Here is a 19,055-nt window from a genome sequence, read left to right on the forward strand (position 1 = left end):
AGAATGGAGTAAATATATGAAAAAGTTAAATAAGAAAGGTTTGGGAGTGTTATATGGTGTACTTCTATTTTCATTCAGTACCTATGCACTTTTAGATACATTTATTATACCGCATCCTATGCAAAGTGTAATGGCTTCAAATGTAGTAGCCGGAACCGGTATAAAGGAAAGTGTGGAGGCGGCAATAGAGGAAAAGTTGAATACAACAAATAGCAGTACAGAAAAGGTTGCAAATAATACTGATGCCACATCAGGAAGTACTGCAAATACAAATGCCTCAAATATATTGACTGATGTACAAACAGTTGATGGAGGAACAGTTATAGGAGAGTATTCCGACAGCAATACAAGTATTACATTAAAGCAGTATAGAGCTTATGACAGCAATATATATGTAGCGGATGTAACAGTCAGTGATGCTTCGGCTTTGAAAACAGCATTGGCAAATAATACCTATGGCAGAAATATCACAGATACAACCTCCAATATGGCTGAGGATAATAATGCGGTTTTAGCTATTAATGGAGATTACTATGGAGCCAGACAGAGCGGATATGTTATAAGAAACGGAAATTTATATCGCAATACTTCGGGAGACAGAGATGCCTTGGTTATAAAGCAAAACGGAGAATTTGAGTTTGTTTCGGAAGGTGAAACAAGTGCAGAAGAGCTTTTGCAAAACGGAGCATATCAGGTACTTTCATTCGGACCGGTTTTACTTGAAGACGGAGAGATTTCGGTAGGCGAAAATGATGAGGTGGGAATGGCGATGGCAAGCAACCCAAGAACTGCTATCGGTTATCTTGGAAACAATCATTATGTATTCGTGGTATCTGACGGAAGAACAAGTGAGAGTGCCGGACTAAGCCTTTATGAGCTTGCAAGTTTTATGAAAGAGCTTGGTGTAGCGGATGCCTACAATCTGGACGGTGGAGGTTCTTCCACCATGGTGTTTAAGGGGGAGATTATAAACAATCCTACCACAAATGGACATTCAAATCAGGAAAGGTCGGTTAGTGATATAGTATATATAGGAGGTACAAACTGATGAAAAAAACGGGCATTTATCTTGGTATTTCAGTATTTGTATTTATCTTCGGACAGATATATGAGTACTTTTCACATGGTGTTTACTCAAACTATATGATATTTGCATTTTTAATACCTTTTGCAGGGCTTTTTATTCCAAACCTTTTAAACAAACTAATTTTTAAAAAGGAAATTTCAGACAATGCCTCATTACCATGGAAGTGTGGAACAGCAACACTTACAGCAGGATCTTTATATAAGGGAATATTGGAAATCTATGGAACAAGCACAACATTTGAGATTTTTTATTTGATAACCGGTATTGCCTTTTGTATATTGGCAGCCTTTATCATGGCAACAGGAAAGGGAAAAGTAAATAAAGATTGTGAACTAAATTCTTAGTAAAGAAGTGCCGACATCGGGGAATGGGTGTAGGCACTTTTTATATATGAAAACTAATTAAAAAACATACCTTTTTATCCTTACTTGATACCTTTATTTCCCCCTTATGCATAAGCACAATCTCCTTTGCTATAGGTAGTCCCAGACCATAGCCTGTGCCTGAATGTGATGAGTCCAGTCTGAAAAATCTTTCAAATATATTCACGGTATCTTCCTTTGAAAACTCGTTTTCCACATCATTTTCCACTGCTAAAAGGATATTGTTTTTTTTCTTATTAACGGTAAGAAAAGTGTGAGAGATGGAATATTTTAAAGCATTTTCCAATAGAATGGAAATAAGGTCTTTTATTTTACCTGCATCTCCAAGGATGAAAATATCATCCTCTATGGTATATTCAAGGCTTTTGGAGTTTTCAAAAAATAAAGGTTCAAAATACAGACATTCCTTGGTAGCTATATCCGATAAAGCAATTTGATTCATTTGTTCTTTTCTGTCCTGCCAGTTTTCCAACCTGCTAAGATTAAGTAAGTCCTCGGTTAAATGCTTCATTCTGATACTCATTTCATCAATACCGTTTATATTTTTCTTAAACAGAGTAATACTTGAAGTATTGAAAGACTCTTTTGACATCAGCTTCTTAAGATTGTCAATATTACTGATAATAACAGTTAGTGGAGTCTTCAGCTCATGTGAGGCATCTGATATAAACCGGCGTTGTGAGATAATAGCATCACTGACCGGACGAATACTCTTTTTCACAAAATACCTTGAAAAAAGTATAATGACGGATGAAAGTATAAAGAAAAGGGCTGTAAGTAAAACAGAGAGTCTTTGTAAGCTCTTTATCTCATTGCTAAAGTCGGTAACGGCAATACGATACAGAGGCTTATTCTTAAAACCGGAATTAGCAAAGTCATTACTGATGTCGGCTTTATTGAAACGATTATCTGTATCATTTGAATGTTTCGCTTCATCCTCAAAGCTGTCAGGTGGTGTATCCTTTTTACAAAGATAGGCAAGCTTACCTTTATTTATTGAAGAATAAAGCTTGTCATTGTCAGTTATTTTAGATAATGCATCAGATATAAGTTCTGATTTCAAATCATCATCTAAGAAAAAATCAGGACCTTTAATGTCTAATATTTCACCATCAGAGTTTATAAGCATCATAAAAACGGGATAGGAACCGGATGTATTATCAACATGCATGGGTGAACTGATAGCAGCGGAAAGTGATGTTCTAAGACTGCTGTATAAGTTGTATCTGTTGAAGAGGAATGGAAATATAAGCAAAAATAAAAGCAAAAAAATACTGACAGAGGATAAAAGCAATGTAAGCTTTCTTTGTAATTTTTCAATCATTTCTCACCCCTTATTTCTAAATGATATCCCAAACCTCTGCTGGCAATTATGGAGATATCCGAGGACAGTATTTTTAATTTTTTTCTTAAAAATCCGATATAAACCTCTACATTATTTTCTGTGGCATCACTGTCATATCCCCATATTTTTTCTAAAAAAAGATTTTTGGAAATATTATTCTTACCCTCTTTTAAAAGCAGTCTCATCATCTGAAATTCCTTGGAAGAAAGCCTGATAGAGTTTTCTCCTGATATGAGTTCTCCGGAATCTATATCAAGTGTTGTATTTCCATAGCTTATCTGATTGACTTCCTTTCCCTGCCTGCGAAGCAATGCATTGACACAGGCTAAGAGTTCTCTTCTGTCAAAAGGTTTTGTAAGATAATAGTCGGCACCGGAATCCAGCCCCTCTACCCTATCAAGTATATCCGACTTTGCGGTAAGCATCAGTATCGGAAGACCGTTTTTTTCTTTTCTTAGAGTCCTTGCTACCTGAAAGCCGTTTAATTTTGGCAACATTAAATCAAGTACCAGAATGTCAAAATGAGAAGACCTGGCAAGTTCCAGTCCTTCCATACCGTCATATGCACATATTGTACTATATCCACATTCTTCAAAAATTTCTTTAAGGGAGGAGGCGAGCAATACCTCATCCTCAACTACTAAAATATTCATAACCTCTCCATGATTATCTTTGAGATAGAGATAATTTTATGTTTAAGGCATTTATATTAAACATAAAATTATTACCATATTTTCTCATATAATCAGCTTTTATTCAATTAGAAGGCTTTGTTTTGCAATCCTTCTGATAGTGGAAGCACATTCTCTGATGTTTTTTACTGTTTTTGAGATATCGGATTCTATAATGGCTGCTTTTTTTAAAAATAATACCGCCTCATCTCCCTCCCATTGTTTGCTGATATCATTTGACAGGTTTTCTATTTCAACAGCCGCTCTTCTTGAAAGTCTGTTAGCCAGTTCATCCAACCTGTCGGCCCTTCTCATTGCATCCCTGTACTGAATATTTATCTGTTGTTTGCGGTATGCTTCCTGATTATCAAACATGGTATCCTCCTTAAAAGTTTACTGACGGTATTTTTGCCCTGAGCTGTATAAAATTTATAGTTCAGTTAAGATATAAAGGGACTGTATAAAAATATCTTAAAGCTACAGTCCCGGGTAAATATAATTAGGAAAATCAATCTAAAATAGAGTCGGGAAGCTTTGAAAGAGTATCCTGATTTGCTCTTTCCATATTTTCATAAGCCTTTGCAATATCAAAGAGTGTGGACGGAGTATCCTCCAGCTGATTTAAAAGCTGTGAGAATTTATCTGAAAGTTCCATATAGTTTTTTGTAGCGGCTTCATAACCTTCACCGTTCCAGTATCCGCCCATTTTATTGATAATATTTCTCTGTCGCTCCAATATCTGTTTTAATTTTCTGATACTTTCAACCGTTTTTTCGGCCTCCTGATACAGACTTTCGGTGTTAACCTGTAATTCGTTCATTTTGACCTCCTATACCCTAAAGTTATCCACTAAGTTAAGTAAATCATCTTTAGCTTTGCAGTACTCTTTATGAGACATTACAAATCTTTCCTGCATAAGTTCCAATTCTTTTATCAATTCCTCATAAACCATGGTTTCTTTTAAAAAACAGCCTATAAACCGATCTGCCGCCTCACCCGTCCATTGACTCTTTAGGCTTTCTACATTTAAACCTGTTTCTTCAAATGCTTTTTTTAATTCATAAATTGATTCTTGAAACTCATTTAAATCGCTTTTTAAAATTTGTACGTCCACTCTTACATATTGCCCCATAGCACCTCCTATACCAGACTGAGATTCCAGCCGGAGTCTATTCCCTGCTCGGCCAATGTGTAATCAGGATCTAAAATATCTCTTCTAAAATTATCTACAAGTACCATATCTGCAATATTTCCCGTAAATGAGGTTCTTTCCTTCTGTTCCACCATATGTACAATTTCCTCTATAACCTCACGCACTTTAGCGTCCTCATTTAATTCAAAGTCATAGAGTTTATCCAATATAAAAACATTTATATCCACGATAATCACTGATTTCCTCCTTTTTTACCGGCTTTTGACATCGGTACATATATCTCTGTTGCACCGTCTTCATCCAAAGTGCTTACAAAGGCATATCCGGGCTTTAGAGCCTTGTTTTGCTGTCTGTAGCTTAGTTTATCAAAATTTAAAATCCTCTGAGATATGCAGTTTCCACCCAAATGAATACCCTCTATCTGTTTAGTCAACAGATTTATAAAACGATACCCCAAAACCTGTGAACTCTGATCGCTGTTTAAGGTCATAATAAAGTAGAGTTTATGCAGTCTTCCCTTATCAGCAAAGTTTTCAAGCAAAGGTCGTATATTTGCATATCGGTCTGTGGCGGACTGAAGTTTTTCCAAAAACTCTGTCAATCCGTCAATAAGGATAAAAATAGGAGTCTCATCTGCCATATTTGCAAAAATTTCTTCTGCGGTATAATCTTCTTCCTCCAAAGCTTTCTTTTTTTTGTTTCTATCCTTTAGTATTGGAATCAGACTTTCACACATCTGATACATGCCGTCTAAATCTCTTATGATACAGGCATTTTCATATTCGGGCAAATGAAGCATATTTCCTGTCAAATCAATATAGTATACATTCCCCTTATTTGCCGCCATACGGTATATCATTTGTAATGCATTGGTTTTTCCGGTCATGGACTTACCGGAAATCAGATATCCGAGGCTTCGTATCAGGGATATACTATGCGGCAGGGCATCCTTCAGATTATAGGCAAAGGGCAGGAGAGAGGGATCTTTTAAGCAGTTTTGCACATTACCGTCTTCCATAAAAATTTCAAAGGTAGCGTTTTTGGGAATAGATGGAATGATGGTTGGACGGATTCCTTTCCACAAGGCGTTTATATCCCTGCCAAGCGTTTTTATTTTTACCGCTCTGTCATAATCTGAAAGGTTCTCTTCAACTATGGCAACTTGAAATTCCAAAGCAAAATCGTCCATTCTCATCAGCCCTCGTCCCTTTATTCCCTGCTCAGGTAAGCTATCAATTCTCATCAGATTAAGCGCTTCCGTATAATCAAATTTTTCCTTCATTTCAAGCGGATAAACTTTTGAGAAGTTTTTGGCAAGTTTAAAGGAAATATCTGCGGAATGTAAAGAGGCTGTGGTAAAAATCAGGTATATACCGTATGCAATACCTTCCCTGCTAAGTTTCACCAAAAATTCTTCCATCTCATCCTTTACCTGATTTCTGAAATTACTGTATTGGTCGATATAAAATAAAACTAAAGGCAGTTTGTTTTCCGACATTTTATTATATTCAAAAAAGCTTTGACCACGTATCAGCTTTTTTCTGTCATCTAAAATCTTCTCCAACAGGTGGAAGAGCCTTTCAAGCTTCTCTTCCTCATTTTCAAATACAATTCCACCACAATGTGGGAAGATTTCAAAGCAGGCTGTAATGCGGCTACTGTAATCCACTCCATATACCTGAATCTGAGCCGGAGTATGCTTTATGAAAAGAGCATATAATAAAGTCTGTAAAAAGGTACTTTTACCGCTGCCGGGAAGGCCTAAAATTAAGGTATTTCCCATGGATTCAAAATCATATTCAAAAACAAACTGTTCCTGATTTCTTGGATGATCCACAAGTCCCACCGATACAGGCGATACTCTATGTTCTATAATAACATCTTTTTGATCGGGCTTTAATCCATGCCATTCTATTCTTTCCTTTAAAGGAGTCATCCACAACGGTTTTGGAGATTTATAGTTGTTTTGTAAAAAAATCTCATGAAGATGTGAGATTACTGCATCAAGCTGTAACTTTTGCTGTTCTTGCGGGAACTCCTCACCTGCTGTTTTAAGCTTTTCCATATACAGTGAAAGAACTTCATCATTGGAATTTTTAGCATGCTCTGACAAAAACATAAAAAGATCATAAATTTTATTTTCATTTCTCTCATTTTTTTCAAAGGATATTCCCTCTATTTTAAAGACTTTTATAAGTTCATCTAAAATCTCTTTTTGGGAATGCAGGTAAAAATCCTGATGTGTATTTTGATATTCTTTCATCAGCTCTAAAATTTTTAAAGACCATAGACGCTTTTTTTGCGCGGCAATTTTTCTTTGATTGGCATTTCCCACCAGTGATATACGACCGTTTAAATTCAGCATTCCGGCAATTTGCCTAATCTGTTCTTCTTCCTTATAGATTGCTCCGCTGTAGCCGGACTGAAAAAGTTCATAGACCTCATCCTGTCCCACCTGCAAATAGCATCTGCCGGGATTTGTCAAATAGGCGGCATCAGGCTTTTTTAACATATCCTTTGAATCCTGTACATCCTGTACACGTAAACATAATCTGAACTTGGAATTGCTCCAGATATTTTCATCCACGGTACCTGTAGGCTTTTGTGTGGATAAGATCAAATGTACCCCAAGAGAACGCCCCACCTGTGCAACACTGATAAGCTGCTTCATAAAATCAGGTTCTTCTCTTTTCAACTCTGCAAACTCGTCCACTATAATCAAAAGATGTGGCATAGGCTCTGATATGCTGCCTTCTTTATACAGTTTTGTATAGCTGTTGATATTGTTGACTCCCGCCTCATTGAGTAATCGCTGGCGTCTTCTGTTTTCACTTTTTATAGACATCAGAGCTCTCTGCACCTGATTACCGGAGAGATTGGAAATGGCACCTACCATATGAGGCAGTCCTTCAAATAAATTTGCCATACCGCCGCCCTTATAATCTATGATGAAATATACTACATCATCAGGGCTGAAATTAATAGCCAATGACAGCAGATATGTCTGAAGAGTCTCACTTTTTCCGGATCCTGTAGTGCCTGCTACAAGTCCGTGCGGTCCGTGGTATTTTTCATGTATATCTAAAAAACAGGGTTTTCCTCCGTCTTTTATACCTATCAATGCCGCCATAGATTCATACGGACGGTTTTTAATCCATCGATTTTTAACTCCCAAATCGTTTAATGAGTGAACCCCATACATTTTTACAAAATCAATACCTGAAGGCAGCCCTGCACTTACATTGTTTTCCTTTACCTTATAAGGGGCAATTTTTCTGGTGATGCTATCAAGCTGTGTGGTGGAAATATAGTCAGGTGATATCTTAATTCTGTCCTCATAATCTGCCAAAAGTGAATAAAAGCCGCAAAATTCATCATCATTTTGAATTACAAAATCTACGCAATTAGGCAGATCGGTTACAGATTCCGCTATAATTACAGTATGTAATCCTATATTTTTTTCACTTTCAATATAGCTTTTTATTACTTCTCCCTCCAGATATTCCTGTTTTGTCAAGAATAATATATAATGCGGTGAATGATTTTGCTCATTTTTATCCTCTGCATTAAATCTGTCACGCAAGGCTTGAGTAAGTTCAAAGAACACCTCTCTGGCTTCTTCTCTGTCACCTGCCATATATCTTATTCTTTTGTCAAAAGACAGACAGTGCGGAAGCCATTTTAAAGTCTCCAAAGAAGAAGCTTCCTCTTCACTGTCTTTATTAAAAACCGCCGCAATTTTAACGTCGGTATAACAGTTATTATATGCAATCTGTGCAGATAAAAGTCTTATAATGTCATGAGACAAAGATTTCTTTTCACTTACCACACCTATAAGATTGTAGTCTTTTAAATTAATTCCTATAGGGACTTCTTTCAATTCTTCAAAGGACTTTTTTATGGATTCTCCCCAGTCCTGCCAGGGATCTTTTTCTACACGAAATCCCGGTTTGGTTACATTTATCTCTGCCGGAGAAGGAAGAGAGCCTGTACCTATGCGATAATACATAAAATCATCATGTGCCGGATTTCTGGTCCAAAGATTGTCCTCAACAAAATTTTTTGCATATAAATCGGCAGGAGTATAGATTCTTTCCAAGGCGGCACAACGTTGCTTATAATCCTCATCAATTTCTTTTCCCTGTTTTGTGAGGTAGTCGGTATAAGAGGAAATTCTTTTCTTTTCTTTTTCCTCTCTGTCTTTACCTGCCTTTTTATAATTGGCAACACCCCATATTACACCTAATCCGGCAGAAGCGACAGCCATTGCCAGACCTGCATGTCCGATTCCGGCATTTTGATTGGAGGCAACCATGGTACCTGCCATCATAGGTAACATCATAGTCATTGACGGACCTATTCTTAAAAGCAGTGAAGCACTGTTTTCAGCCTCTTTTTCAGGCGGATTTTCAATATCAAAGATTTTTTTCTTCATAGGAAACAGCTGTCTTGGAGAGCGATGAAACAGCTTTTTTTCATATGGGAAAAGCTCTTTGGCTTTACTCTGAAAATGTCTCTCATGAAGAACCTTCATTCCGTTTAGCTGTACAGTGTAGTTTTTATTCCCTGTATCAATAGCAAGGTATTTGCCAAGAAACATCATACGGATTCCGATGATAGCTATTACATCACCTCGGTGCAGCCTTTGTTCCTCAGTGATTTTTTTATCATTTACAAATGTTCCGTTGGTACCGGCATCTTTAATATGCCAACTGCCGTCATAAAACTGTAAAACAGCGTGACGGGATGACACCATATTTTTATAATCCAATACAATATCACAACTTTTATCCCTGCCTATGCTGACTATTTTTCTGTCGGAAAGTACAAGTTTTGACATATCTCTGAATGCCTCTGCGGATTCTTGAAACAGTATTGCTATCTCTTCGCCATCTTTAATGATATTTATTATATCTCCAGAAAAAAGAGTCTTAGAAGCGGGATTTTCCATTTCTGCACCTGCTACTTCAAGCAAATACCATATATCACGAATCACCTCAAAACGAAGTTTTATTCCCCTTAATTCAGGTCGCTTTTTGCTTTCCATCACTAAAAGATAATCCTCATTATTGATGGCGGGAAGTGTCACCTCCTGAAATCCGTTATTTGTAAAAAAAGTTAATGTTCTAATCACGTCATACCTCCTCAAACTTAAACGGGATTATTTGTACAGGCTCCAATACCTGCTCTAAGCCTTACAGCACCGATTGTAAAGTTGTTTGTAGGGACAGCAGGTTTTTTAAACCCTTTAATAATTGTTTGTATACCATTGTCATTGTTTTTATTTGCCAAACCGAAAAACATTTCTTTACTTACATTTTGATTCAGTGTACATAAAAGCATTTGTTTATTGCTCATTGCTATAAGGGCAGGAAGCAGCTTGCCGGCAGGAGAGTAAAAGCTTTTTCTGATTTTCTTTTGTATATCAGGCAATGAACTTGATTTAGTCAAACTATAAAAGCCTTTATAAATATTTTCTCCCGACTTACCGAAAGCATATGCCGGTATACATCCGCCTAAAAACAAAGCACTTTCCTTAGAAAAGAAAGGTCTTATATCTTCGTTACAATTAAAGTTGCTATTACCTAATCCTGCACTGAATTTAATGTTTTTTTGTAAAATATCTTCCAATCCGCCACACAGAGGATTCAGACAGGCTGTAACAGCTTCTTTTGATGGCTTATTATAAATTAATGTACTTAAAATATTTAAAGGATTTTTTGATACCGCCTCTATAGCTATATTTGAAATTATAAAACTTTTTGCAACTGCAAAATCCTTTGCCAAATCGTTTGCCAAATTAATGTTTGTAAAAATATTTTTAAAATTCTTGCTTTTATAAATATATCGATTAAAGCTTAGAGGATCTTTAAAGTCACCTATGCAGATATCTTTTGAATGAAATCTGCCGTTTTTAGGATCATATACTCTGTTGTAAGTGATATGACGATTCAAAAAATCATCATAAATATGGGAGTTAAAGCCATATTCTGTAGAAAATAATTGAAAACTTTCTCCTCTTTGATATTTTTTGCAAACTCCGAAAGGAGAATAGTCCGATATCTCATAGTTATTTTCATCTTTTAGACGAAGAATCGGATTTTGGTCATCATCACATATAGTCCAAATCAGTTTACCATCCAAGTTCTCCGCCATAGGGCTTTGGTCAAAATAAAAGTTTTGACTTATATTTTTTTCTATACTTCTTTTACAAAGCGGCAGACCGTTTTCTGTCAGATAGCCGGGATAGTAGATTTCTTTTTCTTTTTTTAGGTTCTTGTAGGTAAATTCCACCTCAATGCGATTTCCCAAAGCATCATAACCGTATTTTACACTGCCTTTTTCATTTACAGCATATAATAGCTGACCAAGCCCATTGTACTGATAAGTAGATAAAATTTTGCCGTCAAGTCGCTCACAAATCAAATCCCCTCTTGCATTGTATTCATAGGAATATATCTGTCCCATAAAATCTTTTTGTAAAAGCTGATTTTGTGCATTATAGGTATACCGGGCTTCTTCTTTAGATTCTTTGGAATAGACTATATTTCCGAAAGAATCATAGGTATATTCACCAAAAAGCTCGCCGTTTTTCCAAGTTTTAGCTAAAAGTCCCCTTTTGTCATAGGCATAATCATAGGAGAGTATTTCCCTGTCTCTTTCAAAAATCGTTTTTTCAATAAGCCTGTTATAGCATTTATCGTAGTTATATTGAATTTCCAGTAAAACCCCTGCATTATCTTGAACGGATAAAGTTTTTAACTTTCCGTTTTCATGGTAGATAAGGTTTTGAATGAAGCTGTTTGATTGCTTTTTAACAAGCCTATACTTTTCATCATAGCTATAATACAATATATCATCTAAAAGATTTACTTTTGTCAGATTGCCAAAACTGTCATAGCTGTATTCCACACGATTTCCGTCAGGATAAAGAATAGCGGTGCAAAGATTTGCCTGATTCCACTCATAACCGGCTATACTTCCGTCAGGATAATGTATACCTATGACCCTTCCTCCAAGGTCATAGTCAAATCTTACATTTCTATTGGAATTAGTCGCCTCCACTATTCTTTCCTGATTATATACAAAGCTGCTTTCTTCATTATGGCTACCTTTTTCAGAAATTTTGGTAATCCGTAAAAGGGAATCATATATAATTTCCTTACTGTCACCACCTGCGTAATGAATCTTTTTTAAGTTTCCGGATGAGCCTATTTCAAAAATCTCACTATTTCCCGAACTGTCGTTTAATGAGATAAGCCTCTTGTCATAATCAATATCTATAAGACAGTAGGAGTCACTTTTTGTCGCTGCCCATTCACCGTCACTAAGATTTAATTCTTCATCACTGTATTCACCGGATATAAGATAGTATATTCCCGATAAGTTTTTTAAGCTGTCATAGGAAAATAAAACAGTTATTTTTTCATCACGCAACCATTTAATATGTCCTGAAATATCATATCCATAGCTTATAATATCCGGTAAATCTTTAGTACCTACAGACAGTAAGCGATTATATTGATCAAATTTTTGCACAGTTTCTTTTTCTGATTGATTGGAAAGAGTCATCATATGTCCGGTGAGGTCATATTTAAGAGAGGTAGTTCTTCCTCCAATCTTAAGTCCGCTTACATCCGATGCATTGTATGAAAGCTGATAAAGTGGTTTACCGAGAGTTTTACTTTCTATAAGACGATTGTATTCATCATATTTATTTTGCAAAACGTATCCGAAATCCGCCGGAGAAATCAGGGTAATATTTGAAAAATCATCATAACTGATTTCCATACGGGATTGGAATGTATTTACCTGAACCACCCTGTCGGCCATATCATAATCATATATAATATACCTTCCTTCATCATCAAAAACAGATGCCAATCTGCAATTGCTGTCATATTGATAGCCAAGATGAAAATCATTCATTGAAATTGCTTTAATTAAATGATTTTCATCATAGTCTATTCGGATATTTAAGCCGTTACTGTTTTTTATACTTATGGGCTGATTCCATATATTCCAATCATAGTACTCCTCATATCCCAAGCCGTCTGTTATATTTACCACCCTTTGATTTTCATCATAGCTTAGGCTTTCCACTAAGAAATCTCCTCTGTAGCGGTTTAAAAGATTCCCACATGCATTATATTCCATAATATATACATCTTCACCGGGAAGATGAAGCTCTGTTATATTTCCAAAATTGTCATACACATAAGTGGTTTTTTTCTCTCCGGCTTTATAGGAGAGCATTTTACCTGTAAGAGAATATTTGCAATTAATATTTGTATTTAGATTATCCCACATCCCTCCTATAAGATCGTCAAAGGCATATCTTATATTAATTTCTCTTTCGTTTTCTATTTTTATATTGGTGATTCTGCCAAGACCGTCATAGCTGTATTCCTCTGAAAGCTCCTCGGGAGCATCCAGCCTTACAATAAATCCCTTCTCATTATAGCAAAGGCGGCAGCTCTCTCCATGGGACTCATATCCTGTCAAGCGGTTTTCTTCATCATAGAAAAACTGATGCGGTTTTTCACTCGGATAATCCATACTGATTACATTGCCTGCCAAATCATAGTGAATTTTTAAATAGCTTTTACCGTTAAATGTATATTCACTTGGTTTATGGTTCTCATCATAGAAAAATTCATGGAAAAATCCACCCTTAATAACGGCACTAAGCTGCCCGAATGCGTTATAATGATACTGCATGGTATCTGTTTCATTTACAGTCTTTTTTTTAATTCGATTATATTTATCATACTCCGCTTCATATTTTAATAAAGGATTCTTCATTAAAAGGAGATTACCGTTCTCATCATGGATATACTCTGTAGTAAAACCGGTTTCATCACAATTTAGAGTCTTATTCCCATTATAGGTAAAGGTAAAAAAACGTCCTTCTCCCATATATTGATGTACTACACGTCCTATTTCATCATAGATGTTTTCAAAAAGCATCTTCCCATCGGGATCTGTAATCTTTATCAGATAATGCCTGTCATCATAATAAAAACAATATTTTCTATTATCATATAAATGACGGAATAAGGAATCCGGTTCCAAATAAATTTCTATTTCGATCAAAAGATCGTTCATGTATTTAAAGTTAATATAACGACCGATATTATCCGTGATTTTCACAAGATGATTATCTTCATAGGTAAAATCAAAGAAATATCCGTTTAATGACTCTACTTTAATCAAATGTTCCCCGTCATAAATAAGTCGCTTGATCTCTTTTTCTTTAATATATTCAGCTCTTAAACGTCCGTCTTTATCATATTTTAAAGAATGTAAAAGTTCGGGATCATAGTATCTAAATCCGTTATCCTCTCTATACAATCTTTTTACGGTAGGATTTTGAGGGTAGAATATATGATCCTCACCTTCTAAAAAAATATTACTGCCACCGTCTGCATCAAAAGTACCGAATATACAATCACCCATAGGTTTAATACAGCTCATAAAATTATGTCTGAATCCTCTGCCAAGCCCGGTATCACCTTTATATGCCGTATCATAGTAGATCGTCAGTTCAAAAGTTTCTCCGGCATAAGTTTTAAAAGGGGTGATCTGCCATAAAAAGTTGCCGGAAAACATACTGACGGGATCACCTCCATAGCCTGTTCCGGATTTTATACCCACACCGGCGATCCCAAGTACAGCCGTTTCTTTGAGGGCATTTTTATACCTGCTTTTTATGGCATTTTGAGAAACGGTAATAAAATTATTTTGAATCACTCTGTCCTCGGCGCTTCGCATGATTTGTGCCGCCTGATGTAAGGTGCTTCCCATGCGTGAAACCTTTTGAGACTCTTCATCACATTGATTTGATAAAACGCCTAAAGCTTCTTTAATGCTTTCTCCACCATTGCCCAATTCCAGACCAAGGGCAATATTTCTTAACTCCTGACTGCATCCTGCAATACTGCTTTGAATCCCCCCTGTTTTTCCGGAAAGACTTAAAATAGATGCAAAATTCATAAAAATATCATTCATTGATTGCTCCGTTTTATTACATCCTCGGTATCATTGAGTATACTCTACATTGCCTTCTGTTACAGTTCCGATTTGAACTCCTTCCAAATTGTAAATGGTTCCGTTAAAATAACGATTATCCCGGTAATCGCCTACATACTTTTGCGTATCATTATATTCAGTTCCGTTAAGTTTTTGTGCGCTTTCCTTGTCAAATACTCCTACAAAGTTCTGCTTTTCCTCCTGTCCGTTTTCTGCCTTTATGGCAATGTAGTCCATGCTTCCACGCATATTGTCACGGAAATTATTCACATCCCAGGTATCTTCAAAGCGGAATATAAAGGTAAAAATATCACCGTTTTCATAGGTCAGAGTATTCTTTTTTCTCTGTTTTACAATTGTTCCCGGCTTTAGCACTCCGTTTTCCCATTCTCCGATATAAACATTTTGTACCAGATAATGGCTGTTTTCCTCACCCTGTCCCTCCGTTTGATAGAAAAATCCTCCTATACCGTTTGGAACACCGTCTGTTTGTTCTCCGATATAGACACCGCTTCTTTCCTTGACTTCTTTAGCACTTGGGATCCAAAGATTTATTGTATATTCCAAATAGCTGCCTTCAGGTAATTGTGACTTGTCTACAGAAAAAACATCATCCTCTAAAACCGGGTTGGTACTCGGTATTTCTACTGTTTCACTGCTTTCTAAAGCTGTACTTTCAGATGTTATTACCGCAGTTTCCTCTGTGTTTGTCTTTGCCTGTTCATTAGATTTTTTTGGCTTTAATAAAAATGTAGCTCCTATAACCAATATAAGACCGAATATTGCAATAATCGGCAGCCATGTCTTAAAATCTGATTTTTTATTGTTCTGTGTGTCCTCCTGCATTTTATTTATAGCTTCTTCGATATCATCCCATGAAGAGTTCGTTTCAGCTTTTTTCCTTTCGGGATGAAGCTTTCTTGTACCCTCTGTATAATCAAAATTCGTCTCTTCATTTAAAGGAATATCTTCTTGAACGTCTTTTTCCTTTTGAGAATCTAAAACTGTTTCCTCTCTTGTAGAACTTGCCTGTTTTTTATTGATAACATAATCAGGTAGCTCGTCTCTTTTGATATCTAAAGATCTGTGAAGTTCATCAATATTATTTTTACGATATTCACGAAGTTGCTCCAAAACCTCTTCGGCATTTTGGAAACGATCCTTAGGATCAAACATACACATTTTTTCTATGATACCGAAAAGTTTTACAGAACCATGTGTGGGATTAGGGAATTTCTCACCTGTCTGCCTTTTTTTAAAGGCATTTTCCAAACTTGATGCAGTGAGTTTCCCCTGTTCCAAAAAAGGCAGACGATTATTATTCAAAAGCTTGTACAACACAATTCCAAGAGAATAGATATCTGCATTGTGGCTGTAGGATTTTCCCTGATATATCTCAGGAGCCATGTAATTGTCAGTCCCTCTATGTGAAAGGCTTAAACTGCTTTCCTTAAGTTTTCTGGCAATTCCGAAATCTCCAAGCTTGTACCGTCCATATTTGTTGCAAAAAAGATTATCCGGCTTTACATCACGGTGTAAAATATTATGTTCTTCACAGGCTCTTAGAGCACTGAGAATATCCTCTGCTAAGGAAAGCACATCCCCTATAGAAAAATCCCTCCTTTTAATCAGAGAGTCCAGACTTTCGAGAAGTTCCATACGGATAAGAATATACCATCCATAGTTCCCACCGGTATCTTTTACTATTTCAAAATCCAGAATACGGACAATATTGTTTTCTTCGCCCAGATCCTTCATAATCAGGATTTCTTTTTTAAATCTCTCCACCTCAGGTTGAAAGTATTCCTCTGTCTCCTGACGTGTCAAAGAAAATTTTTCCTGTACCAGTTTAAATTCTTCTTCATCTTCCGGAATGCGGATTACCTTCACGGCAGATTCCTGTACCATTCCCCCGCTTTCCTTTGATACTTTAAAAACCTTACCATAGGAGCCTTCTCCTATTTTTTTCTCTATTTCCCAACCGGGCCACACCCTGGTTATGATTTCCCTGTGTGTCATATTTTCTCTTTCTCCGCTCTATGTATTCAAAAATAATTACATTAATACAGAATTTACTCCTATTCCTTGCGTTTTATATCCAGTCGCAGAATAGTAATATTATCACGTCCTCCACGTTTTAATGCCAGCTTTAAAAGAATATCCATAGAATTTTCAATGGTATTCTCCTTTACTGTCATCCCTATCTCATCAGGACTCACATAATCGGTCAGTCCGTCACTGCATAATAAAAATTTATCCTCAGTCTTTAGGTTTAGCTCATTTATATGGGGGATAAGCTCATATTCTTTTGTATCCATTCCCAAAAATTGACTTAGACCGCCTTTTATCCATTTTTTCCTTCCATTCTCTACAATGGCAGTATTTATAGCATCCGATTCATTTTGCCAAACAGCCTTCCCGTTTCTAATCAAAAAAATTTTACTGTCTCCCACACTTACAATATATGCTCTATTTTCTATCAAAAAGACAGCACAGAAGGTGGTTCCGGATTGCTGTACATGATTTTTAATTGCCATTTGACATACCTTTTCATTCATACTGTGGATAAGGCTGAAAAACACCCTCTCTCTTTCATCAGCATTCAGCCTTTGAAGAAGTTCTAAAATATTTTTTTTAATATTAGAAAAAAAGCCGGCAGCTTCAAGCGATGCCTGTGCTCCCAGCTTTTCTCCACCCATGCCGTCCATAATAGCGTAAGCTCCGGGTAAGGCGAAATTTTGTGATTTTAATCGGACGGACTTTGCCTTGTTCACATTAATAAATTCATCAAAACAAAAATTATCCTGATTCTCGACTCTTTTTTTTCCGATGTCACTTATAAGTGCTGCATGTAAGGTATAATCAAAGGGCTTAAACAGCCTATTCCAAAACATCTCTGAAATCATTGGCGGTTTCTACATTTTTTTGCTCAGCCTGCTGATACATGCTTGCAAGTTCAGTCAGAGCGGATGCGTGAGCATCAATATTTCCTTTAAGCCTGTCAAAACTTCCCTGAAAACGCTTAAAATTATTTATATAGGTATTGGCGGCATCTCCGCCCCATACACCGCTTAAGCCTTGTACTGTCTGAAGCATCTCATTTGCTATTTGGTACATGCTGTTTCCTGATGCGGAAAACTCTGAAGCATTCCTTGTTAACTCCTCAGGGGTTACTAAAATATTTCCATCCATATTATTTTCCTTTCCTCATTAAGAAAATTTTTTTAAGAAAATCTCTGTTGTGCAGCTTCTGCCGCTCTTGCCTCTGTTTCTTCATACTGTTGTGCCGTCTCTTCCAGCTTTACAATGAATCTTTGCAGTTCCTGAAAAAATGCCTGACATTCGTCATAACTTGTCATAAAAGCATTGTGGAAGCTCTCCTTGGCACTTCCCTGCCACATGGTGGAAAGTTGAGCCTCTTTTTCATGAAGTTCTTCCATCTTTTGTGACAAATTCCTTACTCCGTTTTGCAGTTCATCAGCTTTGCTGCGAAGAACTGAAGGTGTTACTTTAATTTCTGCCATATTCAACTCCTATCCTTATACTTTGCCGTACGGCGAATATAAATTATTGTTGCTTTGTTGTTTGTAGTATAACAAAAGAATATTTATCTGTCCCCACATATATGTGTAGTTTTAGTACTTTTTAAAAGCCCGGTAAAATGACTCTTTTATCCACAGCCTCCAGGGCAATCTTTGCCATATTATGCATTCCGGTTTTACTTGTAAGGTTTTTTACATGGTAACGCACTGTATTTTCTGAAATATGGCAGTCATTTGCCACCTCGGCGTAAGTAAATCCCTTGGCAAAGCTTCTTAACACAGCCAGCTCCGCATCCGTAAGTTCCTCAAGCCTTGCATTGCCAAGTGTAATTTCCGGAAAGTCCTCTGAGAATGCTTTTTCGCCGATAGCTACATCATCAAGTATTGATAAAATTCCGGTTTGTATGCTTTCTTTAAACCAAAAACCTTCACATCCTGAACTTTTTGCCCTTTTAATAAAGCTTTGATCCAGCATGGAAGTCATAATGATTACTTTGATTTTAGGGAAACTCTCCTTTATTCTCTTTGCAAGATCCAGTCCGGAGGTATCATTCAGACATACATCTATAAGCACAATATCTATCTGCCCGGACTCACAAGCCGGCACTGCATTTTGAGCTTCCCGAAATTTACATATCACCTGATATTTATTTTTCATTTTGGATAATTTAAGCTCCAAATACTCTATTGTAAAAGGTGAATCTTCCACAATCATAATGCCAAACATTTGTCACCTCCCAAATAAACCTTCATGTAACCGTCCGGCCAAAACATATAGGATAAAAATTATGGCACATTTGGCATTCCTAAACTTAACGCCTCCTATTTTGTCAAGTATAAAT

The 19,055-nt window shown here is 36.5% G+C and carries 15 protein-coding genes; 2 read left to right on the top strand and 13 right to left on the bottom strand.

The features are described 5' to 3' along the window. The first annotated feature begins 16 nt into the window (after window positions 1–16). Window positions 17–1,048: a phosphodiester glycosidase family protein gene (locus J4O15_RS04365; protein WP_208099842.1), complete on the top strand. Its 1,032-nt coding sequence runs from the start codon at window positions 17–19 to the stop codon at window positions 1,046–1,048. Next, on the top strand, window positions 1,048–1,431 hold the full coding sequence (locus J4O15_RS04370) for a hypothetical protein (RefSeq protein ID WP_208099843.1): 384 nt from the start codon (window positions 1,048–1,050) through the stop codon (window positions 1,429–1,431). Before J4O15_RS04365 ends, J4O15_RS04370 begins: the two co-directional genes overlap by 1 nt. Window positions 1,432–1,471: 40 nt before the next feature. Here the strand turns inward: J4O15_RS04370 and J4O15_RS04375 are convergent, their stop codons facing one another. From J4O15_RS04375 to J4O15_RS04435, 13 genes are all read right to left on the bottom strand, one after another. Then, complete coding sequence (locus tag J4O15_RS04375) at window positions 1,472–2,794, bottom strand: sensor histidine kinase (protein ID WP_208099844.1); 1,323 nt, start codon at window positions 2,792–2,794, stop codon at window positions 1,472–1,474. After that, a complete protein-coding gene (locus J4O15_RS04380) occupies window positions 2,791–3,468 on the bottom strand; it encodes a response regulator transcription factor (protein ID WP_208099845.1) in 678 nt (225 codons plus the stop codon). Before J4O15_RS04380 ends, J4O15_RS04375 begins: the two co-directional genes overlap by 4 nt. Window positions 3,469–3,567: 99 nt before the next feature. Then, window positions 3,568–3,861: a hypothetical protein gene (locus J4O15_RS04385; RefSeq protein WP_208099846.1), complete on the bottom strand. Its 294-nt coding sequence runs from the start codon at window positions 3,859–3,861 to the stop codon at window positions 3,568–3,570. A gap of 133 nt (window positions 3,862–3,994) precedes the next feature. After that, a complete protein-coding gene (locus J4O15_RS04390; protein WP_208099847.1) occupies window positions 3,995–4,306 on the bottom strand; it encodes a WXG100 family type VII secretion target in 312 nt (103 codons plus the stop codon). A gap of 9 nt (window positions 4,307–4,315) precedes the next feature. Next, on the bottom strand, window positions 4,316–4,618 hold the full coding sequence (locus J4O15_RS04395) for a hypothetical protein (protein WP_208099848.1): 303 nt from the start codon (window positions 4,616–4,618) through the stop codon (window positions 4,316–4,318). Window positions 4,619–4,626: 8 nt separating this feature from the next. Continuing rightward, window positions 4,627–4,875 (bottom strand): EsaB/YukD family protein, encoded by a 249-nt coding sequence (locus tag J4O15_RS04400; RefSeq protein WP_008755022.1) that lies wholly within the window; start codon window positions 4,873–4,875, stop codon window positions 4,627–4,629. Continuing rightward, complete coding sequence (locus tag J4O15_RS04405) at window positions 4,872–9,773, bottom strand: FtsK/SpoIIIE domain-containing protein (RefSeq protein WP_208099849.1); 4,902 nt, start codon at window positions 9,771–9,773, stop codon at window positions 4,872–4,874. The genes J4O15_RS04400 and J4O15_RS04405 overlap by 4 nt, the downstream gene beginning before the upstream one ends. 17 nt (window positions 9,774–9,790) lie before the next feature. Continuing rightward, a complete protein-coding gene (locus J4O15_RS04410) occupies window positions 9,791–14,650 on the bottom strand; it encodes a DUF6531 domain-containing protein (RefSeq protein ID WP_208099850.1) in 4,860 nt (1,619 codons plus the stop codon). A gap of 30 nt (window positions 14,651–14,680) precedes the next feature. Next, a complete protein-coding gene (locus J4O15_RS04415) occupies window positions 14,681–16,690 on the bottom strand; it encodes a serine/threonine-protein kinase (RefSeq protein WP_208099851.1) in 2,010 nt (669 codons plus the stop codon). Between the two features lie 59 nt (window positions 16,691–16,749). Beyond that, window positions 16,750–17,577: a PP2C family protein-serine/threonine phosphatase gene (locus J4O15_RS04420; protein ID WP_243761958.1), complete on the bottom strand. Its 828-nt coding sequence runs from the start codon at window positions 17,575–17,577 to the stop codon at window positions 16,750–16,752. Beyond that, window positions 17,552–17,863, bottom strand: coding sequence for a WXG100 family type VII secretion target (locus J4O15_RS04425; protein WP_009220251.1), 312 nt, complete (start codon window positions 17,861–17,863; stop codon window positions 17,552–17,554). The genes J4O15_RS04420 and J4O15_RS04425 overlap by 26 nt, the downstream gene beginning before the upstream one ends. 32 nt (window positions 17,864–17,895) lie before the next feature. Next, window positions 17,896–18,195, bottom strand: coding sequence for a WXG100 family type VII secretion target (locus tag J4O15_RS04430; protein WP_009220250.1), 300 nt, complete (start codon window positions 18,193–18,195; stop codon window positions 17,896–17,898). Between the two features lie 121 nt (window positions 18,196–18,316). Further along, window positions 18,317–18,940, bottom strand: coding sequence for a response regulator transcription factor (locus J4O15_RS04435; RefSeq protein WP_208099852.1), 624 nt, complete (start codon window positions 18,938–18,940; stop codon window positions 18,317–18,319). Between the last annotated feature and the right edge of the window lie 115 nt (window positions 18,941–19,055).

It is taken from the genome of Lachnoanaerobaculum sp. Marseille-Q4761, assembly GCF_017565785.1.
Lineage (GTDB): Bacteria > Bacillota > Clostridia > Lachnospirales > Lachnospiraceae > Lachnoanaerobaculum.

Bases quoted from the DNA above. Each gene is read 5' to 3' on its own strand.
- J4O15_RS04430 (WP_009220250.1), bottom strand. From the start codon at position 18,195: ATGGCAGAAATTAAAGTAACACCTTCAGTTCTTCGCAGCAAAGCTGAT.
- J4O15_RS04420 (WP_243761958.1), bottom strand. From the start codon at position 17,577: ATGATTTCAGAGATGTTTTGGAATAGGCTGTTTAAGCCCTTTGATTAT.
- J4O15_RS04415 (WP_208099851.1), bottom strand. From the start codon at position 16,690: ATGACACACAGGGAAATCATAACCAGGGTGTGGCCCGGTTGGGAAATA.
- J4O15_RS04385 (WP_208099846.1), bottom strand. From the start codon at position 3,861: ATGTTTGATAATCAGGAAGCATACCGCAAACAACAGATAAATATTCAG.
- J4O15_RS04375 (WP_208099844.1), bottom strand. From the start codon at position 2,794: ATGATTGAAAAATTACAAAGAAAGCTTACATTGCTTTTATCCTCTGTC.
- J4O15_RS04435 (WP_208099852.1), bottom strand. From the start codon at position 18,940: ATGTTTGGCATTATGATTGTGGAAGATTCACCTTTTACAATAGAGTAT.
- J4O15_RS04410 (WP_208099850.1), bottom strand. From the start codon at position 14,650: ATGAATGATATTTTTATGAATTTTGCATCTATTTTAAGTCTTTCCGGA.
- J4O15_RS04395 (WP_208099848.1), bottom strand. From the start codon at position 4,618: ATGGGGCAATATGTAAGAGTGGACGTACAAATTTTAAAAAGCGATTTA.
- J4O15_RS04380 (WP_208099845.1), bottom strand. From the start codon at position 3,468: ATGAATATTTTAGTAGTTGAGGATGAGGTATTGCTCGCCTCCTCCCTT.
- J4O15_RS04390 (WP_208099847.1), bottom strand. From the start codon at position 4,306: ATGAACGAATTACAGGTTAACACCGAAAGTCTGTATCAGGAGGCCGAA.
- J4O15_RS04425 (WP_009220251.1), bottom strand. From the start codon at position 17,863: ATGGATGGAAATATTTTAGTAACCCCTGAGGAGTTAACAAGGAATGCT.
- J4O15_RS04370 (WP_208099843.1), top strand. From the start codon at position 1,048: ATGAAAAAAACGGGCATTTATCTTGGTATTTCAGTATTTGTATTTATC.
- J4O15_RS04365 (WP_208099842.1), top strand. From the start codon at position 17: ATGAAAAAGTTAAATAAGAAAGGTTTGGGAGTGTTATATGGTGTACTT.